Consider the following 23,542-nt stretch of genomic DNA (forward strand, 5'->3'; position numbering starts at 1 on the left):
CGATGATGCGGAATGATCCGATCAAGCATGTCTTCATCTGGCCGGCGGTGCTCGTCGTGCTGGCGATCTCGATATTTCCGCTGATCTATTCGCTGACTACGAGCTTGCTCAGCTACCGGCTGATTCCGCCGATCCCGCCGCGCGTCGTCTGGCTTGGCAATTATGCGGCGTTGTTGCAGGAGCCGCGGTTCTGGAATGCGCTCTTCACCACGACGCTGATTGCGCTGATCGCGGTCGGGTTGGAATACGCGATCGGGTTCGGCGTCGCGCTGGCGCTGAATGCGCGGGTGCCGGGTGAGCGGCTGTTCCGCGTCGCCCTGCTGCTGCCGATGCTGCTGGCGCCCGTCGCGGTCGCGCTGGTGGCGCGCATGATCTTTAATCCGACGATGGGACCGCTCAATCAGTTCCTGTCGAAGTTCGGCCTGGTCAACCTGCCGTTCCTTACCAATGGACATTGGGCACTCGCCTGCATCATCGCGGTCGAGGTCTGGCAGTGGACCCCGTTCGTCATCCTGATGATGCTCGCCGGGCTGCAAACGCTTCCCGAAGATGTCTACGAGGCCGCCGAGCTCGAGAATGCCAGCGCCTGGCAGCAGTTCTGGGGCATCACCTTTCCGATGATGCTGCCGATCTCGGCCGCCGTCGTCTTCATCCGCCTGATCGAGAGCTATAAGATCATGGACACGGTGTTCGTGATGACCGGCGGCGGGCCGGGCGTCGACACCGAGACGCTGACGCTGTTCGCCTATCAGGAAGGTTTCAAGAAGTTCAATCTCGGCTACACATCGGCGCTCAGCTTCCTGTTCCTGATCGCGATCACGATCATCGGCGTGACTTATCTGGCGCTGCTGCGGCCGCATCTGGAGAAGCGCCGATGAGCGGCCAGGGCTTGACGGGACTGTCGCCATGGCGCCGCCGCCTGGTCGCGGCCGGCGTTCTCATCTGGTGCCTGATCACGGTGTTTCCGCTCTATTGGGTGGTGGTGACCGCATTCAAGACGCCGCCCGGCGTCGTCGGCGGGCCGACCTATCTGCCGTTCATCGACTTCACGCCGACCTTGCAGCCCTTCATCGATCTCTATCAGGGCATCCGCGGCGAGTTCTTCCGGACCTTCCTGAACTCGACCATCGTTGGCCTATCCGCGGCAGCGATCGCCACGGCGATTGGCGCGATGGCGGCCTATGCGCTGGTGCGCTTCGAATTCAAGGTCCGCTTCGGCGCGGGCCTCGCGTTCTTCCTGCTCGCGCTCGGCGGCTACCTGCTGTTCAACACGACGTTCGGGTTCACCCGCCCGCAGGCCCTGTTGCTGGCCTTTCCGATCGCGCTGATCGTGGCCGTCGCCGCCAACCGCCTGCCGCTGCCCGGACCGATCCTCGGCAATGAGGACATCCTGTTCTGGTTCGTCAGCCAGCGCATGTTCCCGCCCATCGTCACCGCCTTCGCGCTGTATCTGCTCTACAGCGAGATCGGGCGGCTGGGCTTCCAGCTGATCGACAGCTTTGTCGGCCTGACGCTCTGCTACGTCGCCTTCTCGCTGCCGATCGTCGTCTGGCTGATGCGCGACTTCTTCGAGGCTGTGCCGATCGAGGTCGAGGAGGCGGCGATGGTCGACAATGTGCCGAGCTGGCGCATCTTCTTCGGCATCGTGGTGCCGATGTCGATGAACGGGCTGCTGGCGACGTTCATGATCACGCTGGCCTTCGTCTGGAACGAGTTTCTGTTCGCGCTGTTCCTGACCAATTCCAGATGGCAGACGCTGCCGATCCTGGTGGCGGGACAGAACAGCCAGCGCGGCGACGAATGGTGGGCGATATCGGCTGCGGCGCTCGTCGCCATCGTTCCCATGATGATCATGGCTGGCCTGCTCAGCCGGATGATGCGGTCGGGCCTGCTGCTCGGGGCCATCAAATAGCAAAAAACCTTGTAGGGAGGACTAGACGATGTTGCGACGGACGTTCCTGATGCTGACCACCTCGCTCGCGATGGCCTGTGCCGCGAGCCAGGCGAATGCTGCCTGCAGCCCGGACTATACCGGCGTCACCCTGACGGTGGCGTCGCAGACCGGGCCGTATATCGCCTCTGCGCTCAAGCTCGGCGCGGACGAATGGGCCAGGAAGACCTGCGGCAAGGTCAATGTCGTCGAATTCCCGTGGTCCGAGCTCTATCCGAAGATCGCGACATCGCTGACGGCGTCGGACGCGACGTTCGACCTCGTCAGCTTCGCGCCGGCGTGGCTGCCGGACTTCGTGCCCTATCTCAGCGAGATGCCGAGGGAGATGCAGTCCGGCAAGGACTGGGACGATATCGAGCCGGCCTATCGCGAACGGCTGATGGTGTGGGAGAGCAAGATCTACTCGCAGTCGATGGATGGCGACGTCCACACCTATACCTACCGCACCGACCTGTTCAGCGATCCCAAGGAGAAGGACGCCTTCAAGGCCAAATACGGCTACGACCTCGCGCCGCCGAAGACCTGGAAGCAGTATCTCGACATTGCCGAGTTCTTCCAGCGGCCCGACAAGGGGCTGTGGGGAACGGCGGAAGCCTTCCGCCGCGGCGGTCAGCAGTTCTGGTTCTTCTTCAGCCATGCGGCGGCCTACACCAACAATCCGAACTATCCGGGCGCGATGTTCTTCGATCCCGAGACGATGGACGCGCAGATCAACAATCCGGGCTGGGTGAAGGGGCTCGAGGAATACATCAGGGCATCGAAGCTCGGGCCGCCCAACGCGCTGAATTTCTCGTTCGGCGAGGTGAACGCGGCGGTGGCCGGCGGCCAGGTTGCGGAATCGATCGGCTGGGGCGACACCGGTGTCATCGCCGCGGACCCGAAGCAGTCGAAGATCTCGGGCAAGGTCGGTTCGGCGATGCTGCCCGGTTCGGACGAGATCTGGAACGCCAAGACCAAGAAGTGGGACAAGTTCCCGAGCGTGCTTCCGGGCCCGTTCATGGCATTCGGCGGCTGGCAGATCGCGGTGCCGAAGGCCGGCAAGAACCAGAAGGCGGCGTGGGATTTCGTCAAGACACTGACAAGTCCTGAAGTGTCGGGCCGGGTGGCGATCACCGGCGGCAGCGGCGTCAATCCCTATCGCAAATCGCACACGGCCAATCTGCAACTGTGGAGCAAGATCTTCTCGCCGGAAGAGGCCAAGGAATATCTCGGCGCGCAATCCGACTCCATCAATGCCAAGAACGTCGCGCTCGACATGCGTCTGCCCGGCTACTTCTCTTACACCGAGGTGGTCGAGATCGAGCTCGGCAAGGCGCTGGCCGGCCAGACCACGCCGCAGGCGGCGCTCGACGCGATGGCCAAGGAGTGGAATCGGCTGACCGACGAGTTCGGCCGGGCCAAGCAGCTCGCGGCCTATCGCGCGGCGATGGGTCTTCCGCCGAAGAACTAGCTTTCCAGCGAGACGTCCCGGATGATGCGCGAGCATCGTCCGGGACTTTACTTGCCGTCGACGAAGGGACGGAAAAGGAATCCATGGCGCACGTCGAGATCGAGAATGTCAGCAAGGCATACGGGCCCTACAAGATCATTGAAGGGCTCGACCTCAACGTGGCCGACGAGGAGTTTGTCGTGCTTGTCGGCCCGTCCGGCTGCGGCAAGACGACGACGTTGCGCATGATCGCAGGACTGGAGGCGGTGACGAGCGGAACTATCCGCATCGGCAATCGCGACGTGACGCAATTGCGTCCCGGCCTGCGCAATTGCGCGATGGTGTTCCAGAACTACGCGCTCTACCCACATATGACGGTCGGAGAGAACATCGGCTACGGCATGAAGGTGCGCGGGGAATCGCGCGCCAGCATCGAGAAGGCCGTCAGCGACGTTGCGCGCGTGCTTGACCTCGAACAATATTTGCAGCGCCGGCCCAAACAGCTCTCGGGCGGGCAGCGCCAGCGCGTGGCGATCGGCCGCGCCATCGTGCGCAGCCCGGATGTGTTTCTGTTCGACGAGCCATTGTCCAATCTCGACGCCAAGCTTCGCATCGAGATGCGGACCGAGATCAAGGCGCTGCACCGCCGTCTCGCCAAGACGATCGTCTATGTCACGCACGACCAGGTCGAAGCCATGACCATGGCCGACCGCGTCGTGGTGATGAACCGCGGCCGCATCGAGCAGGCGGCCGATCCGATCACGATCTACGAGAAGCCCAGCAATCTCTTCGTCGCCGGCTTCATGGGCGCGCCCAGCATGAATTTCATCCATGGCGAGCTAGTTGCCCGCGACGGCGCGCTCATTTTCACCGAGCCGTCGGGCACTGCGTTGAGAGTGCCGAAGTCACGCGAGGCGGCCTATGCCGGCAGCGTCGGCAAGCCCGTGGTGCTCGGCGTCCGGCCCGACCATGTGTTGCGGCAAGACGCATCGACAGGCTCTTCCGTCCGAATCCTTGTGAAAGACGTGGAGCCGCTCGGGCCGCACACTCTGGTGATCGGGACCGTCGGCCCATTCGCGTTCACGGCGCAAATGCCGGTCGGCGTCGCCGCGGAGCCGGATCATGTCATCGACGTCGCGCTCGATCTCGAGCGAACGCACTTGTTCGACAAGGTGTCTGGGACGGCTATTTGCTGATCCGCCGCAGCCTGGCTCGACAACCGCCTGCCTAGCTTAAGAAACCTCGCGCGCGCCGGACCGTATCGGACGGATACAGGCCGAAGGCCGAGCGGTACACCGCAGCGAAACGGCCCATATGCGTAAAGCCCCACTTCAGGGCAACTTCGCTGACCGGGAGCATGTTCTCCGGTCGCGACAGTTCGTCGTGGATGGCCTCCAGCCGAATTTGCCGCAGATAGGCGACCGGCGTCGTGCCGTGAATTTTGCGGAAGCCCAATTGCAGCAACCGGCTGCTGACCCCAACCGTTGCGGCAATATCCGAGATCGTCAGCGGCAGATGCGGATTGGCCCGCATATACTCGACCGCACGCCTGATGTAGCGCGGCGGCGCATCCCGCGGGTGGCGGCTCAACCGGTCCGTCAACCGATGAGGAACGTTCTCAAGGATGAGCTGTATGGCTGCTTCCGATAGCAGCGCGCTGGCTTTCGGAGAGCGTACCAGGATCCCGTCATACAGACCGGTGGTGCTCGTGCGGACAAGCTGAAGAAGGGTCTGTCCAACGCCGGTCGACAAGTCGACGATCGGCGTCAGATTGAGATCTTCCAGCGCTGTGCTCCCGAACGTCGCCGACAGCACCTTGGTAACTGCGCCCGTATGCAAGGTGAGCGTGACGCTTGAGTATCGTCCATCGACTGCTTCGACCCGCTGCGCTTGCATCGTCGGAAGGGGCACGATGGCGATCTCGGAGGGGGTCCGCTGGATACTCTTTCCTGCGATGAGCATTTCGGCCTGGCCGGCATTCAGCAGGCTTATTGCAAGCTCTCCGGCAGATTTCTCGTAAGAATAGCGCCAATCCCAACCGGCCGACAGATCGGCCCGCACGACGTCAAGTTCCGCGCCGATGGCTATGTCCGCATGCCAGCGAAACGATTCGTCAGGCCGCGGCGAGGAATGCGCATTGATCCCGTGGGGGTGGAGCATTTCAAGGAGTTCTTCGAACGAAGATCCCGATCGCGTGGGAGGTGCAGCGAGTACGTCTTCGACCATCAAATCCCAACCATCGGATGATTGCTGTTTCGCGGATTGCCCGATCCATCAGACCGGTTTTCCGCTGTTCAGGGTGTCCGCCACACGCATAGACCGCATCACCACACTAGCACAGCTTTGGTGATTTCGGGTCGCGTGCCCTTTCTCGCAATTTCTTCAATATCCGAATAGCGAACAGAATATCCAGGTCGCGCAATCGAGCCGCGAAAGCTGACATTTGATCTCATCCGCTCGCCGGCATCGCGCGAACGTTCCGATTCAATCCGCCGCGCCAACGTTCGAGAGCACCAGCGGATGCACAGCATTCGCGATCGACTGCTCTAGCCACAATCCGAACGCCTGCATCCGGAATGCGACGTCGTCCATGGACTCGTAGCCCATTTGGCCTAAATCGTCACGACCAACTCAAACGGGTTATGAAAGCATGCTTACAAGGATTACTTGCGTACTCGCGCTTACAGTTCTTTCGTCCATGCCTGCGCTGGCCGATGGTTGCGCAGATCACGTCCAGAGCACCGGCGTTCCCATGGTAACGGGCATGACGCACAAGACCTGGATGATCTTCCCGTCGGTCAATCCCGGTGCCGCCCTCGACAAGGTGTCCCGCGCCGTTCTGGCGGAGGGCTTTGTCGGTGTGAACGTCGACAAGAAACTCGGCACGCTGACCACCCAGCAGGACACCACCGGATCCGGCCGCCCACAAACGCTGCAAGTCGTCGTCCGCAAGGACGGCAAAGGCAGCCGCGTCGATGCGATCTTCAGCTTGCCGCCGGGACAGTTGGCTCCAGGTGTCGGCGATAACCTCTGCCGCGTCGTGAACGCGGCCGGCCAATGAACTTCGCCCATCTGTGAAGCGGGCTGACGCGCGAATTGTAACCGGCCGCGCGTGTCCGGGTGTCGTCCGGTCCGGAACCAGACGAGTTCATCCAAGTCGAGGGAATCGGGACGCAGGTGCCGGCCTGCGCCCACAGCAATGAAGCAGGAGATATGATGCGCAGGGCTCGCTTTGTGAAAGTTGTTTTGATGGCGACCACCGGTGCCGTGGTGTTTTCGGCCTCCGCCATTTCGGCTCCGTTGCAGCACGGTACCGGCGTTGCGGCGGCAGTGCCGTCGTTGACCGAGAAGGTTTGGTGCCGTTACGGGCAGTGCTATGACAATGGCGGCGGCGCTGCCGTCGGCGGACTGGTCGGTGGCCTCATCGGCGGCGTCATCGCGGCCGGCGCAGCCAGCGCCGCCGCGCAGCAGGAAGCTGCCGCCGCCCAGCAGCACGCGGCGTCCTGCGCCCAGCGCTATCGCTCGTACGATGCGGCGTCGAATACGTTCCAGGCAAAGGACGGCCGGCGGTATCCCTGCCAGTGAGACTGCCGCAGGCTTGCGGCGCCGGAACGGGGAGGAAGCGAACCCGCCGCTCCAGACAATAGCCCTCGGCGCCACGCTGAGCACGAATGGAGCTCCGGCCCGTGAGCCGGAGCAGGCGTTCGAGCGCCCCAGGAGCCGCAAACGCGGCTTCTGCCGGCGAATTGGCCAGGATCTTTGATGAACGGGTTCCCGCTCCGCGCCTGGATGCGCGGATCGAGAGGCTTCATCGGGAATCGCAGAGCGGGCAGCCCACGGCGGCTTCTGACGCGACCGTTTTCCATGCTATCACGCGATCCGTCGAAACTGCGCTCGTGGCAGGATCTGCCCGAACCTTACGAATCCGGATCTCGATGATGCTGTCGCTTCCCAAGACCAAAATACGCGTGCTGCTGCTGGAGGGCGTGAACGAATCCGCGGCCCGGATGTTTGAGGCGAACGGCTATACCGAGCTGCAGCGTCTGCCCAAGGCGCTGGGACCAAAAGAACTCAGGCAGGCGCTGTCGGGCATCCACATGCTGGGAATTCGCTCGCGGACCCAGTTGACCGGGGACATCCTGGAGGCCGCCGACCGATTGCTCGTTGTCGGCTGCTTTTCGGTCGGCACCAATCAGGTGGATCTCGATGCCGCGCGGAAGCTGGGAATCCCCGTATTCAACGCGCCATACTCCAACACCCGCAGTGTGGCGGAGCTGACCATCGCCGAGATCGTGATGCTGTTCCGCCGGATCTTTCCGCGTTCGGTCTCCGCACATGCCGGCGGCTGGGACAAGTCCGCCGAAGGCAGCCGCGAGGTGCGCGGCAAGACGCTCGGCATCGTCGGCTACGGCAACATCGGCTCGCAGCTGTCGAACCTCGCCGAAGCCATGGGCATGCGCGTGATCTATTTTGATCAGACCGACAAGCTCCGCCATGGCAATACCGAGCCCGCCGAATCGCTCGACGCGTTGCTCGCAGCCAGCGACGTCGTATCGCTGCATGTGCCGGAGACGCCGGCCACCGCCAACATGATCGGCGCCGCCCAGCTCCAGCTGATGAAGCCTGAGGCCTATCTGATCAACAACTCGCGCGGCACCGTGGTCGATCTCGATGCGCTGGCGAGCGCGCTGCGCGAGGGCCGGCTGGCGGGTGCTGCGGTCGACGTGTTTCCGGTCGAGCCGGTGTCGAACGAGGCGCGCTTTGTCTCGCCGCTGCAAGGTCTTCCCAACGTCATCCTCACGCCGCATGTCGGCGGTTCGACGGAAGAAGCGCAGGATCGCATCGGCGGCGAAGTTGCGCGCAAGCTGATCGACTATTCCGATGTCGGGTCGACCTTCGGCGCGGTCAATTTTCCGCAGGTGCAATTGCCGGCGCGACCGACCGGCACCCGTTTCATCCATGTTCATCGCAACGTTCCCGGCGTCATGCGCCAGGTCAACGACGCGGTCTCCCGGCACGGGATCAATATCCTGGCGCAATATCTGCAGACCGATCCGGAAGTCGGCTATGTCGTGCTCGAGACCGACGTGGTCGGCGGCGAGGGCGAGGGACTGCTGGCCGATTTGAAAGCCATTGACGGCACGATCCGCGTGCGGGTGCTGTATGACGCGAACCGGCCGCAGGGGTGATCGACTTCGTCAATCCGCCGAGAACCCGAACGGCACGCTCGAGGTCCTGAAATCGTCCGGAAGAATCTCGCGTCCGATCGGCGGCGCCGACCGCGCCGCGCATCTCGGCCGATGGCAGACCCGGCATGCGACGCCGATCGGCGTCGGCTCGTCGGCATTCGGTCCCTGTCCGTCGCGCGTGTAGATCAACTGGCCCGCATGTTCGGCGGCGCAGCCGATCGCGATCGCCCGCTCGACGCGGATGGCGCCGAACGCGCCGCCGCCGGCGGTCACGGTGCGGGCGATCGAAAAGAACCGCTGTCCGTCGGGCAGTTCCAGCCATTGGGTGACGATCTGGCGCGGCGTCTTGAAGATGTCGTGCACTGACCATAGCGGACATGCACCGCCGTGCTTTGCAAACGGAAAGCCGGCGCCGTCAAGCAGCTTGGAAATGTTGCCGGCCGGATCGACCCGGATCAGGAAGAACGGGACCCTTTTCGAGACCCGGCCGTTGCAGGGTCGTGACGCGGTGCGCGACCTGCTCGAAGCTGGTGCCGAATTGACGCGCCAGCGCCTCCAGATCGTAGCGGCGGGCCTCGACCGCTTTCGCGAACACCGAATACGGCATGATGAGTGCGGCGGCGGCGTAGGCCGCAAGCGCACGGCGCGCCAGCAGCTCGGCGCTTTTGGTCGTGAACTTGCCGGCTTCGACGGCGGCGCCGATCTCGCCCTCCAGTTCCAGATAGGCAAGTTGCTTGGCCAGCTGAAAATTGAGGCCCGCGGTATCGAGCGAGTCCTCCAGCAGCAATTGTCTGCGATGAAGGTCCAGTCGCCTGATCGAACCCAGCATGACGTTCGGCGGCAGATAGCGGACCTGGAGTTTATGTCGCTCCCGAAGCCGCTCGATAAATCCGGCGGGCCCGGAAGGTTCGTGGACGAGCCGCTCGGCGGCATCGTCGAGGCTGGCAAAATTGTTGCGGCGCGCGGCGAGAAAACGTCGGACCTCCGCAACGGGATCGTTGGCGTCAAAGTTCTCCTGGCCCGGTGAAGCGATCGCCATGTCCGGAGCCCTGCGCTCCGCAAGCGCCAGCTGCTCTTCGCGATAGGCGGTGTAGAGGCGCAGGAACGCCTCGGTCATTCCGGGATAGCTGACCGCGAGGTCGCTGACCTCGAGCGCGGGGATGTCGATGTCGGCAAACATCGGCTCCTTCAAGACGGACTGCATGCGGGCGGTGTGATCGGCACCGCCATCGCCAGCGAGATCAGCCAGATCGATCTTGTAGGTGCGGGCAAGCCGCAGCAGCATGTCGGCCGTCACCGGGCGCTGATTGCGTTCCAGCAGCGCCACATAGGGGGCCGAGATTTCGAGATCGGCGGCCATGTCGGCCTGGGTCAGCCCGAGGTCGCGCCGCAGCCGGCGTAGCCGCGGGCCCATGAAAACGGAACGGGCGCTTGAGGTTACCATCGCCTTATCCAAGGTTTGTAAGGTTCTTACAACAATACATCGGTTTCTTGTAAGTTATGACAAGTTTTCCGCGCCAGGTCTAGCTCCCGATGACGCCGCGCGTCACAAATGGTGCAGTTATTTCGTCACCGAAGGGATCACGGACATGAACTTCCAACCGCGCGGGATCAGCGACCGGGCCATCCAGGGACCGGCTTCGTATCAGAGCGAGATCGAGGCGGCCGAAGCGCTGCTCAAGGGCAAGGACACCTGGAACGGCGTCACCGCCGAAGCCGTGGCGCGGATGCGCCTGCAGAACCGCTTCAAGACCGGTCTGGATGTCGCCCGTTACACGGCTGCGCTGATGCGCGCCGACATGGCGGCCTATGACGCCGACAGCACCAAGTACACCCAGTCGCTCGGCTGCTGGCACGGCTTCATCGCCCAGCAGAAGCTGATCTCGGTCAAGAAGCACTTCGGCAATACCGACCGCCGCTATCTGTATCTTTCCGGCTGGATGATCGCGGCGCTGCGCTCCGAGTTCGGCCCGCTGCCGGATCAGTCGATGCACGAGAAGACCTCGGTGCCGGCCCTGATCGAGGAGCTCTACACCTTCCTGCGTCAGGCGGATTCGCGTGAGTTGAACGATATCTTCCGCGCGCTCGATGCGGCCCGCAAGGAAGGCGACAAGGCCAAGGAAAAGGCGCTGATCGAGAAGATCGACAACTTCCAGACCCACGTCGTGCCGGTCATCGCCGACATCGACGCCGGCTTCGGCAATGCCGAGGCGACCTATCTGCTCGCCAAGAAGATGATCGAGGCGGGCGCCTGCGCCCTGCAGATCGAGAACCAGGTCTCCGACGAGAAGCAGTGCGGCCACCAGGACGGCAAGGTGACCGTGCCGCACGAGGTGTTCATCGCGAAGATCCGCGCCTGCCGCCATGCGTTCCTTGAGCTCGGCGTCGAAGACGGCATCATCGTGACCCGCACCGACTCGCTCGGCGCCGGCCTGACCCAGCAGATCGCCGTGAGCCACAAGCCCGGCGACATCGGCGACCAGTACAACAGCTTCCTTGATTGCGAGGAAGTGACGGTCGCCAACGCACGCAACGGCGACGTCATCATCAACCAGAACGGCAAGATGATGCGTCCGAAGCGTCTGCCCAGCAACCTCTACCAGTTCCGTCCCGGCACCGGTGCAGATCGCTGCGTGCTCGACTGCATCACCTCGCTGCAGAACGGCGCCGACCTCTTGTGGATCGAGACCGAGAAGCCGCATATCGAGCAGATCGCCAGCATGGTCGATCGCATCCGCAAGGTCATTCCGAATGCGAAGCTGGCCTACAACAACTCGCCGTCGTTCAACTGGACCCTCAACTTCCGTTGGCAGGTCTATGACGCGATGAAGGAAGCCGGCCAGGACGTCAGCAAGTATAACCGCGCCGAGCTGATGAAGGCGGAGTACGACGACACGCCGCTGGCGAAGGAAGCCGACGAGCGCATCCGTACCTTCCAGGCGGATTCGGCCAAGCGCGCCGGCATCTTCCATCATCTGATCACGCTGCCGACCTATCACACGGCTGCGCTGTCGACCGACAATCTCGCGAGGGAGTATTTCGGCGAGCAGGGCATGCTTGGATACGTCAAGAACGTGCAGCGCGCGGAGATCCGTCAGGGCATCGCCTGCGTCAAGCATCAGAACATGGCGGGCTCCGACATCGGCGACGATCACAAGGAGTACTTCGCCGGTGAGGCTGCCCTCAAGGCGGGCGGCGCCCACAACACGATGAACCAGTTCGGCTAATCGATCGAACGGATCATTCCGACATCGGCTGGACAGGCTGGCGCGCGAGCAGCCTTGCCTGTCCGCCTTGGCGGGGCGATTTTCGACCACGGTAACGCGGTCGAGATCGCCCCGCGACTTTTTTAGGCCCGCTTCCCCTCGAGCCCGCCATTTGCAGAGGTTCGCGCGTTCCACGCCCGTGTGGTAATGCGTCGCTGCGATCTTGAGGGCATGCCACGCGATGACTGTCGGGCACTACGCATCCGCCGTCACCAGCTCCGCCGTGATGGAACTGCTGAAGCCGTTCGATCCCCGTATCGTCGGAACGCTGCCGCTCGGCCTCGCCGTGCCCGGCAGCGACATCGATATCGTCTGCCATGCGTCCGACCCGAACGCATTCGCGGACATCGTTTGGGCTCACTATCAAGCGCGCGATGATTTCGTCCTCTTCCGGTGGACCTCGGGAACGCGGCCGGTGATTGCGCGCTTTGTGTGCGACGGCTGGCCGTTCGAACTGTACGGTGATCTGCGTCCGGTGGAGCAACAACGAGGCTGGATCCATTTCGAGGTCGAACGGCGGCTGCTTGCGCTTGATGATGGAGGGCTGCGGCGAGCCGTCAGGGAATTGAGGGCGGGCGGTCTCAAGACCGAGCCTGCGTTCGCTACCGTGCTCGGGATATCGGGCGATCCCTATCGTGGATTGCTTGAGCTCGCGGCCGAAACGGACGCCGAGTTACGTGTCCGGCTCGCGGCGTGCGATTTCGGCTGAGCGACAAATTGATAGAACGGCTTCATTCGCCCGGAACGAGGTGGCCGACCGGCTGCCGCGCGAGCCGCCGGTGCCTGCGACGGGACAGATAAAGCAGCAGGCCGGTCACGGCGAATAGCGGCATCATGGCGGCGGCCAGCATGAAGGCGAGCTTGCCGGGCCATCCCAGGATGGCGCCGCGGTGGATGTCGAGCACGCTGGCGAGGACGCGTTCGCCAAACGTCTTGTCGGCGTAGCGATCCGATGAGATGACGCGGCCGGTGAGGGCATCGATACGGAATTCGTCACGCACGGCCTCGCGCGACGAGTCCCGCGGCCATGACCGCACGCGCACGGCCGTGCCCGCGCCGGCCGGCATGGTCAGGAGGACCCTTCCGTAACTGTTGTTCTCCTGCTGCAGGAACGCCGACCAGACGTGATCGAAGGCAAGCGGCTTTGCCTCGGCGTTGGTTTCGGTCTTGGCTTCACCCTTGCTCTCTGCAGCCGCGCCGCCGCGCGGCGGTTTGGGCTGCATCGCGTTCGCCGCGGCTGTGGCCTGAGGCCGCGCGAACAGCCAGTTGGCGCCGGCCTTGTACCACTCGAACGAGTACCACAGGCCGGTCAGCGTCATCACCAGATAGACCGGCAGCACCCAGGTCCCGATCACGGCGTGCAGCGAGCGATACAGGCCGCGGCCGCGCAGTCCCAGATTCGGCTTCAGCCACGTCTTGACGCTGCGCGCACGACGCGGCCAGCGCAGCACGAGGCCGGTGATCAGCATCACGATCAGGCAGATCGCGGCTGAGCCGGTGATCTTGCGGCCGATGCCATTGCCGTCGCCCGGCAACAGCAGCCAGCGGTGCAGCTTGCGGACGGTTGCGAAAAAGTCCTCGCCGCGCGGCGAGCCGAGCACGTGCCCATCATAGGGGTCGACATAGACCGAGGACGGCCGCGTGCCGCCTTCGCTGCGAGCAAAACGGATGCGGGCCGCGGCCGATGGATCGCTCGACATCGTCACGGCCGAGACCTTGCCGAAATCGCCCGCCGCCGCCAGCCGCGCGATCAACTCGTCCGGCGTGAGCCGCCGGGCCGCACTGGCCTCGACGCGCATCATCCGACTGTTCAGGCTGGCCTCGATCTCATCCTCAAAGGCCATCGTCGCGCCGGTGAGGCCGACCACGGCCCACAGCAGCGCCAGCACGAGGCCAACCAGGGAATGGACCTGCAGCAGTGCAGCCTTGATTGGGCGCCAAACGTCACTCATCAGAATTTCACCGTCGCCGAGAGCGAGAAGCGCCGCGCGTCGCCCATCGCGACCGTCAGGATGCTGTTGGCCGAAGGGTAGTAGACCGTGTCGAACAGGTTCTTGACGTTGAACTGGTAGATGACCGGGAACGACTGGACCTTGGTCTCGTAGGTCGCAAACACGTCAGCGACCGTGTAGGCCGGCAGCACGAAGCTGTTCGCGGCATCGCCCGGCCGGTCGCCGACATAGCGCGCGCCGCCGCCGAGGCGAAGCCGGCCGGGCAGGGTGGTGCCGAAATCATAGACGAGGTAGAGCGATGCGGTGTTCAGCGCGACGTTCTGCAGGGCCTTGCCGGCAAGCGTCGGGTCCTCGGTTACGCGTGCGTCGGTATAGCCATAGCTGCCGATCATGCTCCAATTGTCAGTCAGCCTGCCGGTGACGTCGAGTTCGACGCCGCGCGAGCGAACCTTGCCTGCCGTACGGTACTCGACGATACCAGTCGTGGCGTTGAGCTGCGAAACCAGCACGTTCTTCTTGTCGATGTCGTAGAGCGCAAGTGTGCCGGAGATCTGTTTGTTGAAGTCGAACTTGACGCCGGTCTCCCACTGGGTGCCCTCTTCGGGCGCGATGTTGGACCCGATCACGACGCCGCCGGTAAGCGGCGCGATGGTCGAGGTGGGTTTCAGCGATTGCGTGTAGCTCGCATAAAGCGAGACCTGGTCGGTGAGCTTGAAGATGGCGCCGCCGAGCGGCAGCACCTTGTCGGCCGAGACATTGGTATTGGTGATGAACGGGCGGCCCTTGCCGGCGAGCTGGTCGTAATCCATGTATCGTACGCCGCCGACCAGCGCGAAGCGCTCGGTCAGATGCAGCGTGTCCTGGAAGAACAGCGACCACTGGCCGAGCTTGTCGGTCTGCGCGCTATCGGCGGCGGACACCGTCGTCCCCGGCGTGATCAGCCCATAGATCGGATTGTAGAAGTTGAAGCTCGGCGTCGCCTGCCGGATCAGGTCGTCGCGGTAGATCGTGCGGTACTGGCCGTCACCGCCGAACAGCACCTCGTTGCGAATGTTGCCGAGCCAGACATTGCCCTGCAGATAGGAGGTGCCGTAGCTGGCATTGCTGAGCGAGCCCCATGTGCCGTCATTGCTGCGGGTCTCGACGCCGGTCTTGGCGTTGACGCCGGTGATGCGAAGCTGGTTGGCGCTGAAGGTCTCGGTGTTGTAGCTGTAGGCCGCGAACAGCTTCCAGTCCTGGTTCAGCCGGTGCTCGACCGACGCCTGCATCAGGTCGGAGGTGCCCCACATGTTGTTGAAGGGCTCGTCGAGCCGGCGCGTCGCCGGGATCGCCAGCGGCGCCTTGGTCACGGAATCGAATGCGGTGCCGCGGTCGAACGGCGTGATGAATTCGCGGTGCTCGTAGTTGAGCTGGACGGTGGTGTTCTCGCCGTACCAGGCCAGCGACGGTGCGACCAGCATTTCGCGATGGCGCCCGAAATTGCGCCAGTAATCCTCGCTCACGCCATAGCCGATAAAGCGATAGGCGAGTCCGCCATCGCCGATCGGGCCGGTGATGTCGATGGTGCCGTCGGCTCCGGTCCTGGAGTTGGCATAGGTCGAGCCGAGCAGGGTCACCGAACCATGCTGGTAGAGCTCGGGGCGCTTGCTGATCGTGTTGACGATGCCGCCGGGATCCATGATGCCGTACAGCAGCGACGCCGGGCCCTTCAGCACCTCGACGCTTTCGACCGCTGCGTTGAGGCTGCGGCCCTGCACCTGCGGCATGCCGTTGCGCATGATCGAGCCGTCGCGGTTGTCGCCGAAGCCGCGGCGCATCACCGCATCCTGGGTGCCGGCCAGCGTATTGGCCTGGGTGACGCCGCTGACATTGGCGAGCGCATCGTCGAGGTTGCGCGGCAGCTGATCCTTCAGCACCTGCTCGGGCACAACGTTGACCGTCTGCGAGGTGTCCAGCGGCGAGCCGCCGCTGCGCAGCGTGGTTGGGCTTGGCATCGCGCGGTAGTGCAGCTTGGCTTCGTTGAGCGCCGCGGCGGCAGCTGCCGCGCGCTCCGACGGTGTCGGCGGCGCCGGTTGGGCATTCCGGCTGCGCTGCCGTGCCGCGGCGGCCGCCAGCGTTCGCTGCGCCGGCTTTGCCGCGGCGGCCGGCTTGCGCTTCGGCGTCGGTTGGTCGACCGAAACAGGCGGCAACGGGACGCTCGATCGGGCGTTTGCCTGCGTCGCCACGGAGGCGACATCGGCGAGCAGGAATGCTGCGCCGATCAGCAGATGGGTGCGGCCCTTGTCGGCGGCATTTCGACGGTCGCCGACAACCCGGCCATCAGCATTCACAGGCACTCTTGGACTTCCGATTCACGCGAACTCGTTCACGGCGCGCCTCTAGCAGTCGGCGTGCGCGAAAAGAACCGGAGCAGACTTGAATCTCTCTAACCGGAATGGATTTGAATCATTCTAAGACACGACAGGGCTCGCGCGTGTGCGCGAGCCCTGAACCTCGTGACCTGCTTGTCGCGTCTGCGCGTCAAATGGCCGTGCGATCGTCGCCTAAGGCTGCAGCCGTCGTCCTGTCACATCTCAGGTGTACGGTTTGCCGTAGGCCGCGCGATGCGCCTCACGACAACGCCAGGCTGACCGGCGTCTTGCCGACCACTCCCGTGCTCACGCCGTCGCGGGCCATGGATTCGATTGTGCCCCAGTTCTCGCGAAAGATCCGCGCCGCCTCGTTGGCGCTTTCCGCCTGGATCGTCAGACTGCACGCGCGCCTCGTGCCGTTGCTGGCGAGCTGGAAGTAGAGAACATATCCAGACGATTCCGCACTCCGTGCGGCCAGCGGTGCCTGCTGCATGTAGGTTTTCCCCAAAGTGTTTTTGTTGCGCCACCCGCAGGCAGGATTTGACAGGGATGCGGCACAGTCGTGGTCGCGATCGAGCTAAGCTGAACGTTTGTTCATTTTGTTGGCCGGTGTTGCCAGGATTCAACACCGGGTGGAACTTGCCGTAGCTCGGCACTGCAACTAAGCCGCGATCGCGGCATCAGCTCAACCGTCGTGGCGTCTACGCATCGCCCTCTGGATGGACCATCAGCGTCTCTTGGATCGCGGTGGCGAGCATCGCGCCGTCACGGTCGTGGACGCGCGCGATCGACAGCCCGCGGCCGCCATCCGCGCATGGGCTCTCGGTTTCGACATGCATCCAGGCGTCAGGCGAAAATACGCGATGAAACCAGATGCAATGGTTGAGGCTCGACAGATAGAGTGGCGCGCGCGACTGCAGATCGCCGAGATGGCCGCCGACGCTGGAGAAGTTGAGCCACCAGTCCGAGAGATAGGCGAACACCGCGGCCTGGGCGCGAGAAGCAGTGGTGAGCGGCTGCCTGGATCTGATCCAGAAGCGCAGGCGCGGCTCTGCCGTCGCGGCCGAGAGCTGACGTTCGATCTCGGGGATGCGGAAATCCATGCTGGGCTTGATGTGCTGGGAATAAGGACCGAGCGGTCGCAACTGCGCCATCAGCCCGTCGGGGATCATGGTCAGATCTGGCAGGCTTTCCGGATCCTCTGAGGGGGTGAATGGCGCTGCGTGCCGCGGACCCGATTGCGCTGCGCAGAACGTGGCCTGCGCGCTCAGGACCGTGCGCCCGTTGCCCTGGCTGCCCACGACGTGGCGTGAGGAGAACCGCTTACCGTCCTGCAGGACCTGCGCGTCGAACGTGATGCGGCGGCCGGGATCGGCACCGCGCAGGAACAGGAGCTGCAGCATCGCGGCGGGACGATCTTCGGGCGCGCTGAGGGTCGCGGCCATCATCGCCTGGCCAAGGATCTGGCCGCCATAGGACCGGCCATTGAGATTGCCGTCGCCGAAGCGGCTGCGATAGCGGAGCGGGGCGATCGTCTCGAGCGAGACCAGCGCCTCGGCTGCCTGATTGTCCCATTGATCGCAAGTGAATTCGCTGCCTTCCGCGACGCGCTTGCGTTGCCCGTCCATTCCGATCACATCGCTGGGAATTTCTGTGGTCCGGGATAGAGCGGATAGCCGGCGGCGACACCGTATTCGCTGATGCCAAATCCGGTCTCGTTGCCGCTCTCGAGCCGGACGACATGATCCGACAGCGTCCGTGCGATGGCGCGCGTCGCCGCATCGTCGAGGTTCCAGATGTCGTGCCCGGCATGGCTCTCGCCGCGGTCGTCGCCATGGGTCCAGCCTTGCAGGCCGCCATACATGCCGGCCTTCAGATAGAATCGCGTCGGCAGTCCATGCATCCTGACGCGGCGCGGCTCGCCGCGATCGAATGTGAAGGTGAAGTCGGCCGACGCGATGGTCTGACCGAGCGGATCGTCAGCCCACTCGATCTTGTGCTCCAGCGAGGTCACCTCGCGATGCGACACCGATCCGTCGGCTTCGCGGTGGAACTCGGTGCCCGAGAGGTAATGCGGCTTGCCCGGCGCGCGCTCCTTGATGAAGATCGATAGCGCCGACTCCGGGAACTGGAACATCGACCAGGTCCAGAAGAAATTGCGATGGGTCGCGACCGGCGGCCTGGTCTCGTCGGTGCGCATCTCGGATCGCAGGCCCCAGGAGCGGTCGCGCTGCCCCCACCACAGCTCGGGCTCGATCTCGTAACGCTTGCCGTCGGCGACGATCCAGCCGCGCCAGCGGCCGAATTGCGAGACGCGCGCGAGGTCTTCCTCGACGACACCGTTGCGCTCGCGAAAATTCTGCTTCTCCTGCGCCGCCGGAAAGCTCGCCTTGAATTCGAGCGCGAAGCTGATGCCGGACGGATTGTCGGCGAGCGAGATCCTATGCAGGCTGTTACCCTCGACGATCTCGATCCTGAGCCCGCCGACTTCCGTCTCCAGCGGACGGGTCCCGAGCCGGCGCGAGGCACGGAAATTGTGCTGACGCCGGCCGATGGTGATGCCGGCAAAGCCGTCGATCACGTTGCGGTTCGGGTAATAGCCGAGCCCGATGTCGATCAGCAGTTCGCTGCCGTCGATCGGATGCGCGGTGTACCAGTAGCGTTCGGTGAACCTTGCATCGCCGCCGCCTGCCTTGGCAAACGGCTGCGGCGTCTGGTGGCCGATGAGATCGTCCTGGGCTGTCAGCATTGTTCTTGTCCTTGTGTTTGAGCCGGTTCGGTCGGATGGGTAGCGCGGGATCAGTCCTTGGCCGGGCCGGCGCCCACGATGTCGCCGAACAGCACCCAGGTCTTGCCGTCGAAGCGGGCGAAACGGCGCTCGGTGATCGCCGCGTAGTCCTGCGGCGCGGTCTGGATCGTGATGCCCGGGAGCAGCATCGGCAGCTCGATGCCGCTGAGATTGGTGGCCTGCTTCAGCACGTTCTCCCGCGTGAGGTTGTCGCCGCAGCGCTGCAGGATGATCGCGCCGAGCTGGGCCGTGGTGTAGCCGGTCACCGCGATCACGTCGTTCGGATCCATCCCCGGCATATATTTCGCGGCGAAGGCGAGATAGTCGGTCATGCCCTTGTCATTGGCCCACGCCGGATCGTTCGGCGTCTTGTAGGAAGTCGTGGTCAGGATGCCGGTGGAGGCCTCGATGCCTGCCGGCACCAGCACGCCGGCGATCGAATTCGCGGTCGAGCCGAGGAAGATCAGCGGTTTCCAGCCAAGCTCGTGGATCTTGCGGATCGCCATCGAGGCGAATTTGTTCTGTGCGGCGATCAGGATCGTATCGGCGCCTGATGCTTTCAGGTTCACGATCTGGGAATCGATCGTGGGCTCGGTCGACTGATACATCGCCTCCTTGACGATCATGGTGTCGGCCTTGGTGCCGAGCCCTTCCTTCAGGCCAAGCACAAAGTCCTTGCCGATGTCGTCGGCCTGCAGCAGCACGCCGATCCTGGCATCCGGCTTCTCGCGCAGCACGTAGCGCGCGATGATCCGGGACTCGTTGACGTAGGTCGGCGAGTAGGGCGTCGTCCAGGGGAACTGCTTGGGATCGTTCCAGCGGGTGCCGCCACTCTGCACCAGCAGATGCGGAACGCCATTGCTGTTGAGATATTTCTGGATCGCGGCGTTGGTCGGCGTGCCGAACGGCGCCATGATCGCGAGCACCTTGTCGTTCTCGACCAGCGCGCGCGTCACTTCGACGGTCTTGGGCGGGCTATAGGCGTCGTCGCGGGTCAGGAAGTTGATGTGGCGGCCATTGATGCCGCCTTTCTCGTTCAGCATCGTGAAATAGGCGAGCATGGTTTTCGGGAAGCTCGCATAGATCGATGCCGGTCCGCTGTAGGGCGCGTTGGCGCCGAGCAGGATCTCGCTGTCACTGACCCCGGGACCATAGGCCTTCTGGGCGTTCGCCGTTCCGAGCGCGCCGGCGAGCGCGAACGCCCACACGGCAAGCGTGACGATTGGCTTCCGCATCTTCCCCTCCCATGACGCCCTCTTTTGCGGGGCTGGTTGATCCGGCGATGGAAGCCTTGAAAGGCTTTACCCCTCGCATCGGCTATGCAATAATAGACCGTCTGTCCGGATTATCAACAGGAATTTCCGGACGGCGTATCGGCCTCATGCGTGACGGAAACATCCGCAGGCGTGCGCGGCCGCATGGCGGTTGAGGAGGAAACATGAAGCTGACGCAGGCGCTGATAGCGGCGGTGCAGTTGCGCAAGGACGCACCCGGCACCATCCACGCCGGACGGTCGCGGAGCTGGAAGGAGATCGGCCATCGCGTTGCCTGTGCCGCGGGCGGGCTGCGACGGCTCGGCGTCGATGCCGGCGATCGCGTCGCCATCCTCGCGCACAACAGCGACCTCTATATCGAGGCGCTCTATGCCATCGCCTGGGCCGGTGCGGTCGCGGTGCCGCTCAACACGCGCTGGGCGGTCGCCGAGAACGCCTATGCGATTAACGATTCCACGCCAAAACTATTGCTGGTCGACAAGGCCTTTGCCGAGATTGCGTCCGCGCTGCGCGGCACAAAATCACTCGCCGCTATGGTCTATCTCGACGAGGGGCAAGTGCCCGACGGTATGCAAAGCTATGACGAACTCATTGCGCATGCGCCGATCGAGGACGCCTCCGGCGCCTACAACGATCTCGCGGGCATCTTCTACACCGGCGGTACCACCGGGTTTCCCAAGGGCGTGATGCTGTCACATGCCAACATCATCTATGAATCGCTGGTCTGGATCTATGCGCTCCGGTTCCGTGAAGATACCCGGTATCTGCACTCGGCCGGCATGTTCCATCTGGCCGGCACTTCGCCGATGATCGCGCTCACGCTCGTGGGCGGTACCCACGTCACCATCCCGAAGTTCGAGCCCGAGCTCGCGATGAGGACCATCGCCGAACACAGAGTGGACTACTGCCTGTTTGTGCCGACCATGCTCAACATGATGCTCAATCATCCATCCTTCGGCACATATGACCTGAGCAGCGTCAAGGATTGCGAATATGGCGCCTCGCCGATGCCCGACGCGCTGCTGGTCAAGCTGATGCGCGTGCTGCCGAGCTGGCGCTTTCACCAGGGCTACGGCATGACCGAAAGCGCAGCGCTGGCGACCATCCTGCCGTGGGAGTATCACGCGCTGGAAGGGCCGCTGGCGGGCAAGCGCAAATCGGCGGGGCGGGCAGCGCCAGGCGTTGAAATCCGCATCATCGATCCCGCGGGCAATGAGGTACCGCGCGGGACGGTGGGCGAGATCGCGATCCGCGGCGCCGGCGTGATGCTCGGCTATTGGCGCAAGCCTGAGGAAAGCGCGCGCGTGATGCGCAACGGATGGCTGCACACCGGCGACGGCGCCTGGATGGACGATGACGGGTTTGTCTATATCGTCGACCGACTGAAGGACATGATCGTCTCGGGCGGCGAGAACGTCTATTCCGGCGAGGTGGAGAACGCCATCTTCCAGCATGAGCACGTCAAGGAATGCGCCGTAATCGCGGTGCCCGATCCGCAATGGGGCGAGGCGGTACATGCGATCGTCGTGCCGAAGGACGGCAGGAGTCTCGATTCCGAAATGGTGATCGCGCACTGCCGCACCTTGATCGCCGGCTACAAGTGCCCGCGTTCTGTCGATATCCGCCTCGAGCCATTGCCGCTGACCGGCTCCGGCAAGATCATGAAGTCGGCGCTGCGCGAGGAGAAGTGGCAAGGCTATACGAGGTCGGTCAATTGATGCCGGAGGCTACGAAACGATCCCATCAAGATGTGCCGGAGCCTGTTCGCCCGGTCGTGGTCAATGACGACGCGGTGCGGCCAGCACTCGGGCGGCATCTGTCGCGGATATCCGGGAGCCGGACGGAGATTGTGGGCTTCGGCCGCAAGTCATCGGGTTTCTCCTGGATCACCTATGCGTTCGTGGCCCGCACTGCGGCTGAAGGCGACCGCAAACTGATCCTGCGCGTCGGTCCACCGAGCGGGCTGTTTGCGCCTTACTCGGTGCTGCCCCAGGTTTATGCGCTGCAGTCGCTGGCCGGCAGCGGCGTACCGGTGCCGGCGTTGGTGTCATCAGAACAGGATGGCGCCGAGATCGGCTTTCCGTTCTTCATCTGCGCGCATGTCGAGGGCGACGTGCCGGCGCCCTGGGCGGCGAGCGAACTCGATCCGGACCACAAGCGCGCGGTCGCCCGGCAGTTCGTCGAGATCCTCGCGTCGCTGCACCGGGTCGACGCGGATGCGACGCCATTCGCATCGCGGCATCACAGCGGAGAACGTGCCGAAGTCCGCGCCATCGCCGGCTGGCGCGCCTCGTTGGCGCGGCCGACGGCGCGTTACTATCCGCTGCTCGACTGGGGTGGACGCTGGCTGCAGGACAACTGTCCGCGGCCGCCGCGCCGGACCATCGTGCACGGCGACTACCGGATCGGGAACTTCATCGAGCACAACGGGCGGATCACAGCCATCCTCGATTGGGAGCTCACGCACCTGGGCGATCCGCATGAAGATCTGGCCTGGGCGATGCTGCCGACCTTCAACGCCAGGAGCCGAAAGCTCTATGGCGTGCTCGAGCGCACGGAGGTGATTGATCTCTATCAGCGCGCCTCCGGCATTCCCGTCTCGGACAAGAGCCTCGCCTTCTACGAGGCCTATGCGCTGTATCAGGCGGCAGCGATCCAGATGTGCGCGGTGCGCGCCTTCGAGGTCGATCGCTTCAACGACATGCGGCTCGCCGTGATGGCAAGCCAGATGCCCTCGATCGTGCGGGCCTTCGAGCGCGCATTGGAGGCCGCGGCATGAGTGCATCCTTCGAGCGGTTGATCGACGGCATAATCGATGCGCTGCTAAGCCACGTCGTGCCGAACAGCAATGACGATTTCGTTCGCGGGCAGGTGTTCTCTGCAGTCTACGCGCTGAACGGGCTGAAGCTCGCAGCCGACTGGAAGGCCGGGCCGCTGCTCGAGCAAGTGCGTCTGCAGGACGATACTTTCGCGACGGTCGAGCGACTGGCCGGCAGCATGACGCATCCGGAGGTTCCTTCGACGCCGCGCATCCAGGGCGGCCCGTCCGACGTTGCCGCGATCGAGGCATTGCGCGACGATGGCGACCGGCGGCTGGGGCAACTTCTGCTCTGGGCGAGCGGGGAGCACGCACGGGCGGCTAGTCCCAATGCTGCGACCGAGATCGAGCGCCTGCTGCGGCGGGCGATTTGCGACCAGCTCAAGATCGAGCTTGCGACGACGCCGAAGTCGATGCTGCAGCAGATCGCGGGTCGCGAGCGCGACGGTGGTGCGGCGCAGGGCTAGCGTGGTTTCGTCGCCGACCGCCGCCGGGATGCATCGTTGCACGCCTTCCGCGACCAG

19 protein-coding genes and 1 pseudogene are annotated in these 23,542 nt (G+C 64.0%); 12 read left to right on the forward strand and 8 right to left on the reverse strand.

The window, feature by feature from the left end; translation table 11 throughout:
• The first annotated feature begins 2 nt into the window (after positions 1-2).
• From ACVMB1_RS03135 to ACVMB1_RS03150, 4 genes are all read left to right on the forward strand, one after another.
• Positions 3-878: a carbohydrate ABC transporter permease gene (locus ACVMB1_RS03135; RefSeq protein WP_141341639.1), complete on the forward strand. Its 876-nt coding sequence runs from the start codon at positions 3-5 to the stop codon at positions 876-878.
• Positions 875-1,912, forward strand: a complete 1,038-nt coding sequence (locus ACVMB1_RS03140; RefSeq protein ID WP_057018873.1) for a carbohydrate ABC transporter permease — start codon at positions 875-877, stop codon at positions 1,910-1,912. Before ACVMB1_RS03135 ends, ACVMB1_RS03140 begins: the two co-directional genes overlap by 4 nt.
• A 49-nt stretch (positions 1,913-1,961) precedes the next feature.
• Positions 1,962-3,401 carry an extracellular solute-binding protein gene (locus ACVMB1_RS03145; protein WP_456849873.1) on the forward strand — a complete coding sequence of 480 codons (1,440 nt, stop codon included), beginning with the start codon at positions 1,962-1,964 and terminating at the stop codon, positions 3,399-3,401.
• An 83-nt stretch (positions 3,402-3,484) separates the two neighbouring features.
• Entirely contained in the window at positions 3,485-4,576 is a 1,092-nt protein-coding gene (locus tag ACVMB1_RS03150) for an ABC transporter ATP-binding protein (protein WP_076829077.1), read from the forward strand.
• Between the two features lie 31 nt (positions 4,577-4,607).
• Here ACVMB1_RS03150 and ACVMB1_RS03155 read toward each other — a convergent pair whose 3' ends face one another.
• The gene (locus ACVMB1_RS03155) at positions 4,608-5,606 is read right to left on the reverse strand and encodes a helix-turn-helix transcriptional regulator (protein WP_229192253.1); all 999 of its coding nucleotides are present in this window, start codon (positions 5,604-5,606) and stop codon (positions 4,608-4,610) included.
• A 538-nt stretch (positions 5,607-6,144) separates the two neighbouring features.
• Between ACVMB1_RS03155 and ACVMB1_RS03160 the strand changes: the two genes are divergently transcribed.
• The 3 genes from ACVMB1_RS03160 (at position 6,145) to serA (ending at position 8,569) form a co-directional block, all read left to right on the forward strand.
• Positions 6,145-6,441 (forward strand): hypothetical protein, encoded by a 297-nt coding sequence (locus ACVMB1_RS03160; protein WP_229192252.1) that lies wholly within the window; start codon positions 6,145-6,147, stop codon positions 6,439-6,441.
• Positions 6,442-6,629: 188 nt separating this feature from the next.
• Positions 6,630-6,965 (forward strand): BA14K family protein, encoded by a 336-nt coding sequence (locus ACVMB1_RS03165; protein ID WP_246786756.1) that lies wholly within the window; start codon positions 6,630-6,632, stop codon positions 6,963-6,965.
• 350 nt (positions 6,966-7,315) lie between these two features.
• Positions 7,316-8,569: a phosphoglycerate dehydrogenase gene (serA, locus tag ACVMB1_RS03170; protein ID WP_141341631.1), complete on the forward strand. Its 1,254-nt coding sequence runs from the start codon at positions 7,316-7,318 to the stop codon at positions 8,567-8,569.
• Between the two features lie 9 nt (positions 8,570-8,578).
• Here the strand turns inward: serA and ACVMB1_RS03175 are convergent.
• Positions 8,579-10,013, reverse strand: a pseudogene (locus ACVMB1_RS03175) (helix-turn-helix domain-containing protein).
• A gap of 145 nt (positions 10,014-10,158) precedes the next feature.
• Here ACVMB1_RS03175 and ACVMB1_RS03180 point away from each other — a divergent pair.
• Both ACVMB1_RS03180 and ACVMB1_RS03185 read left to right on the forward strand, forming a co-directional pair.
• Positions 10,159-11,796, forward strand: coding sequence for an isocitrate lyase (locus tag ACVMB1_RS03180; protein ID WP_141341625.1), 1,638 nt, complete (start codon positions 10,159-10,161; stop codon positions 11,794-11,796).
• 220 nt (positions 11,797-12,016) lie between these two features.
• On the forward strand, positions 12,017-12,544 hold the full coding sequence (locus tag ACVMB1_RS03185; RefSeq protein WP_141341623.1) for a DUF4269 domain-containing protein: 528 nt from the start codon (positions 12,017-12,019) through the stop codon (positions 12,542-12,544).
• A gap of 22 nt (positions 12,545-12,566) precedes the next feature.
• On the opposite strand, the gene ACVMB1_RS03190 is transcribed toward ACVMB1_RS03185, so the two are convergent.
• The 6 genes from ACVMB1_RS03190 to ACVMB1_RS03215 all read right to left on the reverse strand — a co-directional run bounded on the left by ACVMB1_RS03190 (position 12,567) and on the right by ACVMB1_RS03215 (position 20,161).
• Entirely contained in the window at positions 12,567-13,787 is a 1,221-nt protein-coding gene (locus ACVMB1_RS03190; RefSeq protein ID WP_141341620.1) for a PepSY-associated TM helix domain-containing protein, read from the reverse strand.
• On the reverse strand, positions 13,787-16,117 hold the full coding sequence (locus ACVMB1_RS03195) for a TonB-dependent siderophore receptor (protein ID WP_456815230.1): 2,331 nt from the start codon (positions 16,115-16,117) through the stop codon (positions 13,787-13,789). Before ACVMB1_RS03195 ends, ACVMB1_RS03190 begins: the two co-directional genes overlap by 1 nt.
• Positions 16,118-16,397: 280 nt before the next feature.
• Positions 16,398-16,631: a hypothetical protein gene (locus tag ACVMB1_RS03200; RefSeq protein WP_159109512.1), complete on the reverse strand. Its 234-nt coding sequence runs from the start codon at positions 16,629-16,631 to the stop codon at positions 16,398-16,400.
• Between the two features lie 208 nt (positions 16,632-16,839).
• The gene (locus tag ACVMB1_RS03205; RefSeq protein ID WP_141342413.1) at positions 16,840-17,766 is read right to left on the reverse strand and encodes an acyl-CoA thioesterase; all 927 of its coding nucleotides are present in this window, start codon (positions 17,764-17,766) and stop codon (positions 16,840-16,842) included.
• Positions 17,767-17,771: 5 nt separating this feature from the next.
• On the reverse strand, positions 17,772-18,887 hold the full coding sequence (locus tag ACVMB1_RS03210; protein WP_057018861.1) for a hypothetical protein: 1,116 nt from the start codon (positions 18,885-18,887) through the stop codon (positions 17,772-17,774).
• Positions 18,888-18,937: 50 nt separating this feature from the next.
• The gene (locus tag ACVMB1_RS03215) at positions 18,938-20,161 is read right to left on the reverse strand and encodes an ABC transporter substrate-binding protein (protein ID WP_141342414.1); all 1,224 of its coding nucleotides are present in this window, start codon (positions 20,159-20,161) and stop codon (positions 18,938-18,940) included.
• Between the two features lie 203 nt (positions 20,162-20,364).
• Here ACVMB1_RS03215 and ACVMB1_RS03220 point away from each other — a divergent pair, with 203 nt between their 5' ends.
• Genes ACVMB1_RS03220 through ACVMB1_RS03230 form a run of 3 tightly spaced genes read left to right on the forward strand, consistent with a single transcriptional unit; the run spans position 20,365 to position 23,485 of the window.
• Positions 20,365-21,918: an acyl-CoA synthetase gene (locus ACVMB1_RS03220; protein ID WP_141342415.1), complete on the forward strand. Its 1,554-nt coding sequence runs from the start codon at positions 20,365-20,367 to the stop codon at positions 21,916-21,918.
• A gap of 32 nt (positions 21,919-21,950) precedes the next feature.
• On the forward strand, positions 21,951-22,979 hold the full coding sequence (locus ACVMB1_RS03225; RefSeq protein ID WP_159109513.1) for a phosphotransferase family protein: 1,029 nt from the start codon (positions 21,951-21,953) through the stop codon (positions 22,977-22,979).
• The gene (locus ACVMB1_RS03230; protein WP_141342417.1) at positions 22,976-23,485 is read left to right on the forward strand and encodes a hypothetical protein; all 510 of its coding nucleotides are present in this window, start codon (positions 22,976-22,978) and stop codon (positions 23,483-23,485) included. Before ACVMB1_RS03225 ends, ACVMB1_RS03230 begins: the two co-directional genes overlap by 4 nt.
• Positions 23,486-23,542 lie beyond the last annotated feature (57 nt).

It is taken from the genome of Bradyrhizobium sp. USDA 4504 (genome assembly GCF_054063995.1).

Excerpts from the sequence above, each read along its gene's own strand:
- ACVMB1_RS03135 (WP_141341639.1), top strand. The coding sequence starts at position 3 with ATGATGCGGAATGATCCGATCAAGCATGTCTTCATCTGGCCGGCGGTG.
- ACVMB1_RS03140 (WP_057018873.1), top strand. The coding sequence starts at position 875 with ATGAGCGGCCAGGGCTTGACGGGACTGTCGCCATGGCGCCGCCGCCTG.
- ACVMB1_RS03145 (WP_456849873.1), top strand. The coding sequence starts at position 1,962 with ATGCTGACCACCTCGCTCGCGATGGCCTGTGCCGCGAGCCAGGCGAAT.
- ACVMB1_RS03150 (WP_076829077.1), top strand. The coding sequence starts at position 3,485 with ATGGCGCACGTCGAGATCGAGAATGTCAGCAAGGCATACGGGCCCTAC.
- ACVMB1_RS03155 (WP_229192253.1), bottom strand. The coding sequence starts at position 5,606 with ATGGTCGAAGACGTACTCGCTGCACCTCCCACGCGATCGGGATCTTCG.
- ACVMB1_RS03160 (WP_229192252.1), top strand. The coding sequence starts at position 6,145 with ATGACGCACAAGACCTGGATGATCTTCCCGTCGGTCAATCCCGGTGCC.
- ACVMB1_RS03165 (WP_246786756.1), top strand. The coding sequence starts at position 6,630 with ATGGCGACCACCGGTGCCGTGGTGTTTTCGGCCTCCGCCATTTCGGCT.
- serA (WP_141341631.1), top strand. The coding sequence starts at position 7,316 with ATGATGCTGTCGCTTCCCAAGACCAAAATACGCGTGCTGCTGCTGGAG.
- ACVMB1_RS03180 (WP_141341625.1), top strand. The coding sequence starts at position 10,159 with ATGAACTTCCAACCGCGCGGGATCAGCGACCGGGCCATCCAGGGACCG.
- ACVMB1_RS03185 (WP_141341623.1), top strand. The coding sequence starts at position 12,017 with ATGACTGTCGGGCACTACGCATCCGCCGTCACCAGCTCCGCCGTGATG.
- ACVMB1_RS03190 (WP_141341620.1), bottom strand. The coding sequence starts at position 13,787 with ATGAGTGACGTTTGGCGCCCAATCAAGGCTGCACTGCTGCAGGTCCAT.
- ACVMB1_RS03200 (WP_159109512.1), bottom strand. The coding sequence starts at position 16,631 with ATGCAGCAGGCACCGCTGGCCGCACGGAGTGCGGAATCGTCTGGATAT.
- ACVMB1_RS03205 (WP_141342413.1), bottom strand. The coding sequence starts at position 17,766 with ATGGACGGGCAACGCAAGCGCGTCGCGGAAGGCAGCGAATTCACTTGC.
- ACVMB1_RS03210 (WP_057018861.1), bottom strand. The coding sequence starts at position 18,887 with ATGCTGACAGCCCAGGACGATCTCATCGGCCACCAGACGCCGCAGCCG.
- ACVMB1_RS03215 (WP_141342414.1), bottom strand. The coding sequence starts at position 20,161 with ATGCGGAAGCCAATCGTCACGCTTGCCGTGTGGGCGTTCGCGCTCGCC.
- ACVMB1_RS03220 (WP_141342415.1), top strand. The coding sequence starts at position 20,365 with ATGAAGCTGACGCAGGCGCTGATAGCGGCGGTGCAGTTGCGCAAGGAC.
- ACVMB1_RS03230 (WP_141342417.1), top strand. The coding sequence starts at position 22,976 with ATGAGTGCATCCTTCGAGCGGTTGATCGACGGCATAATCGATGCGCTG.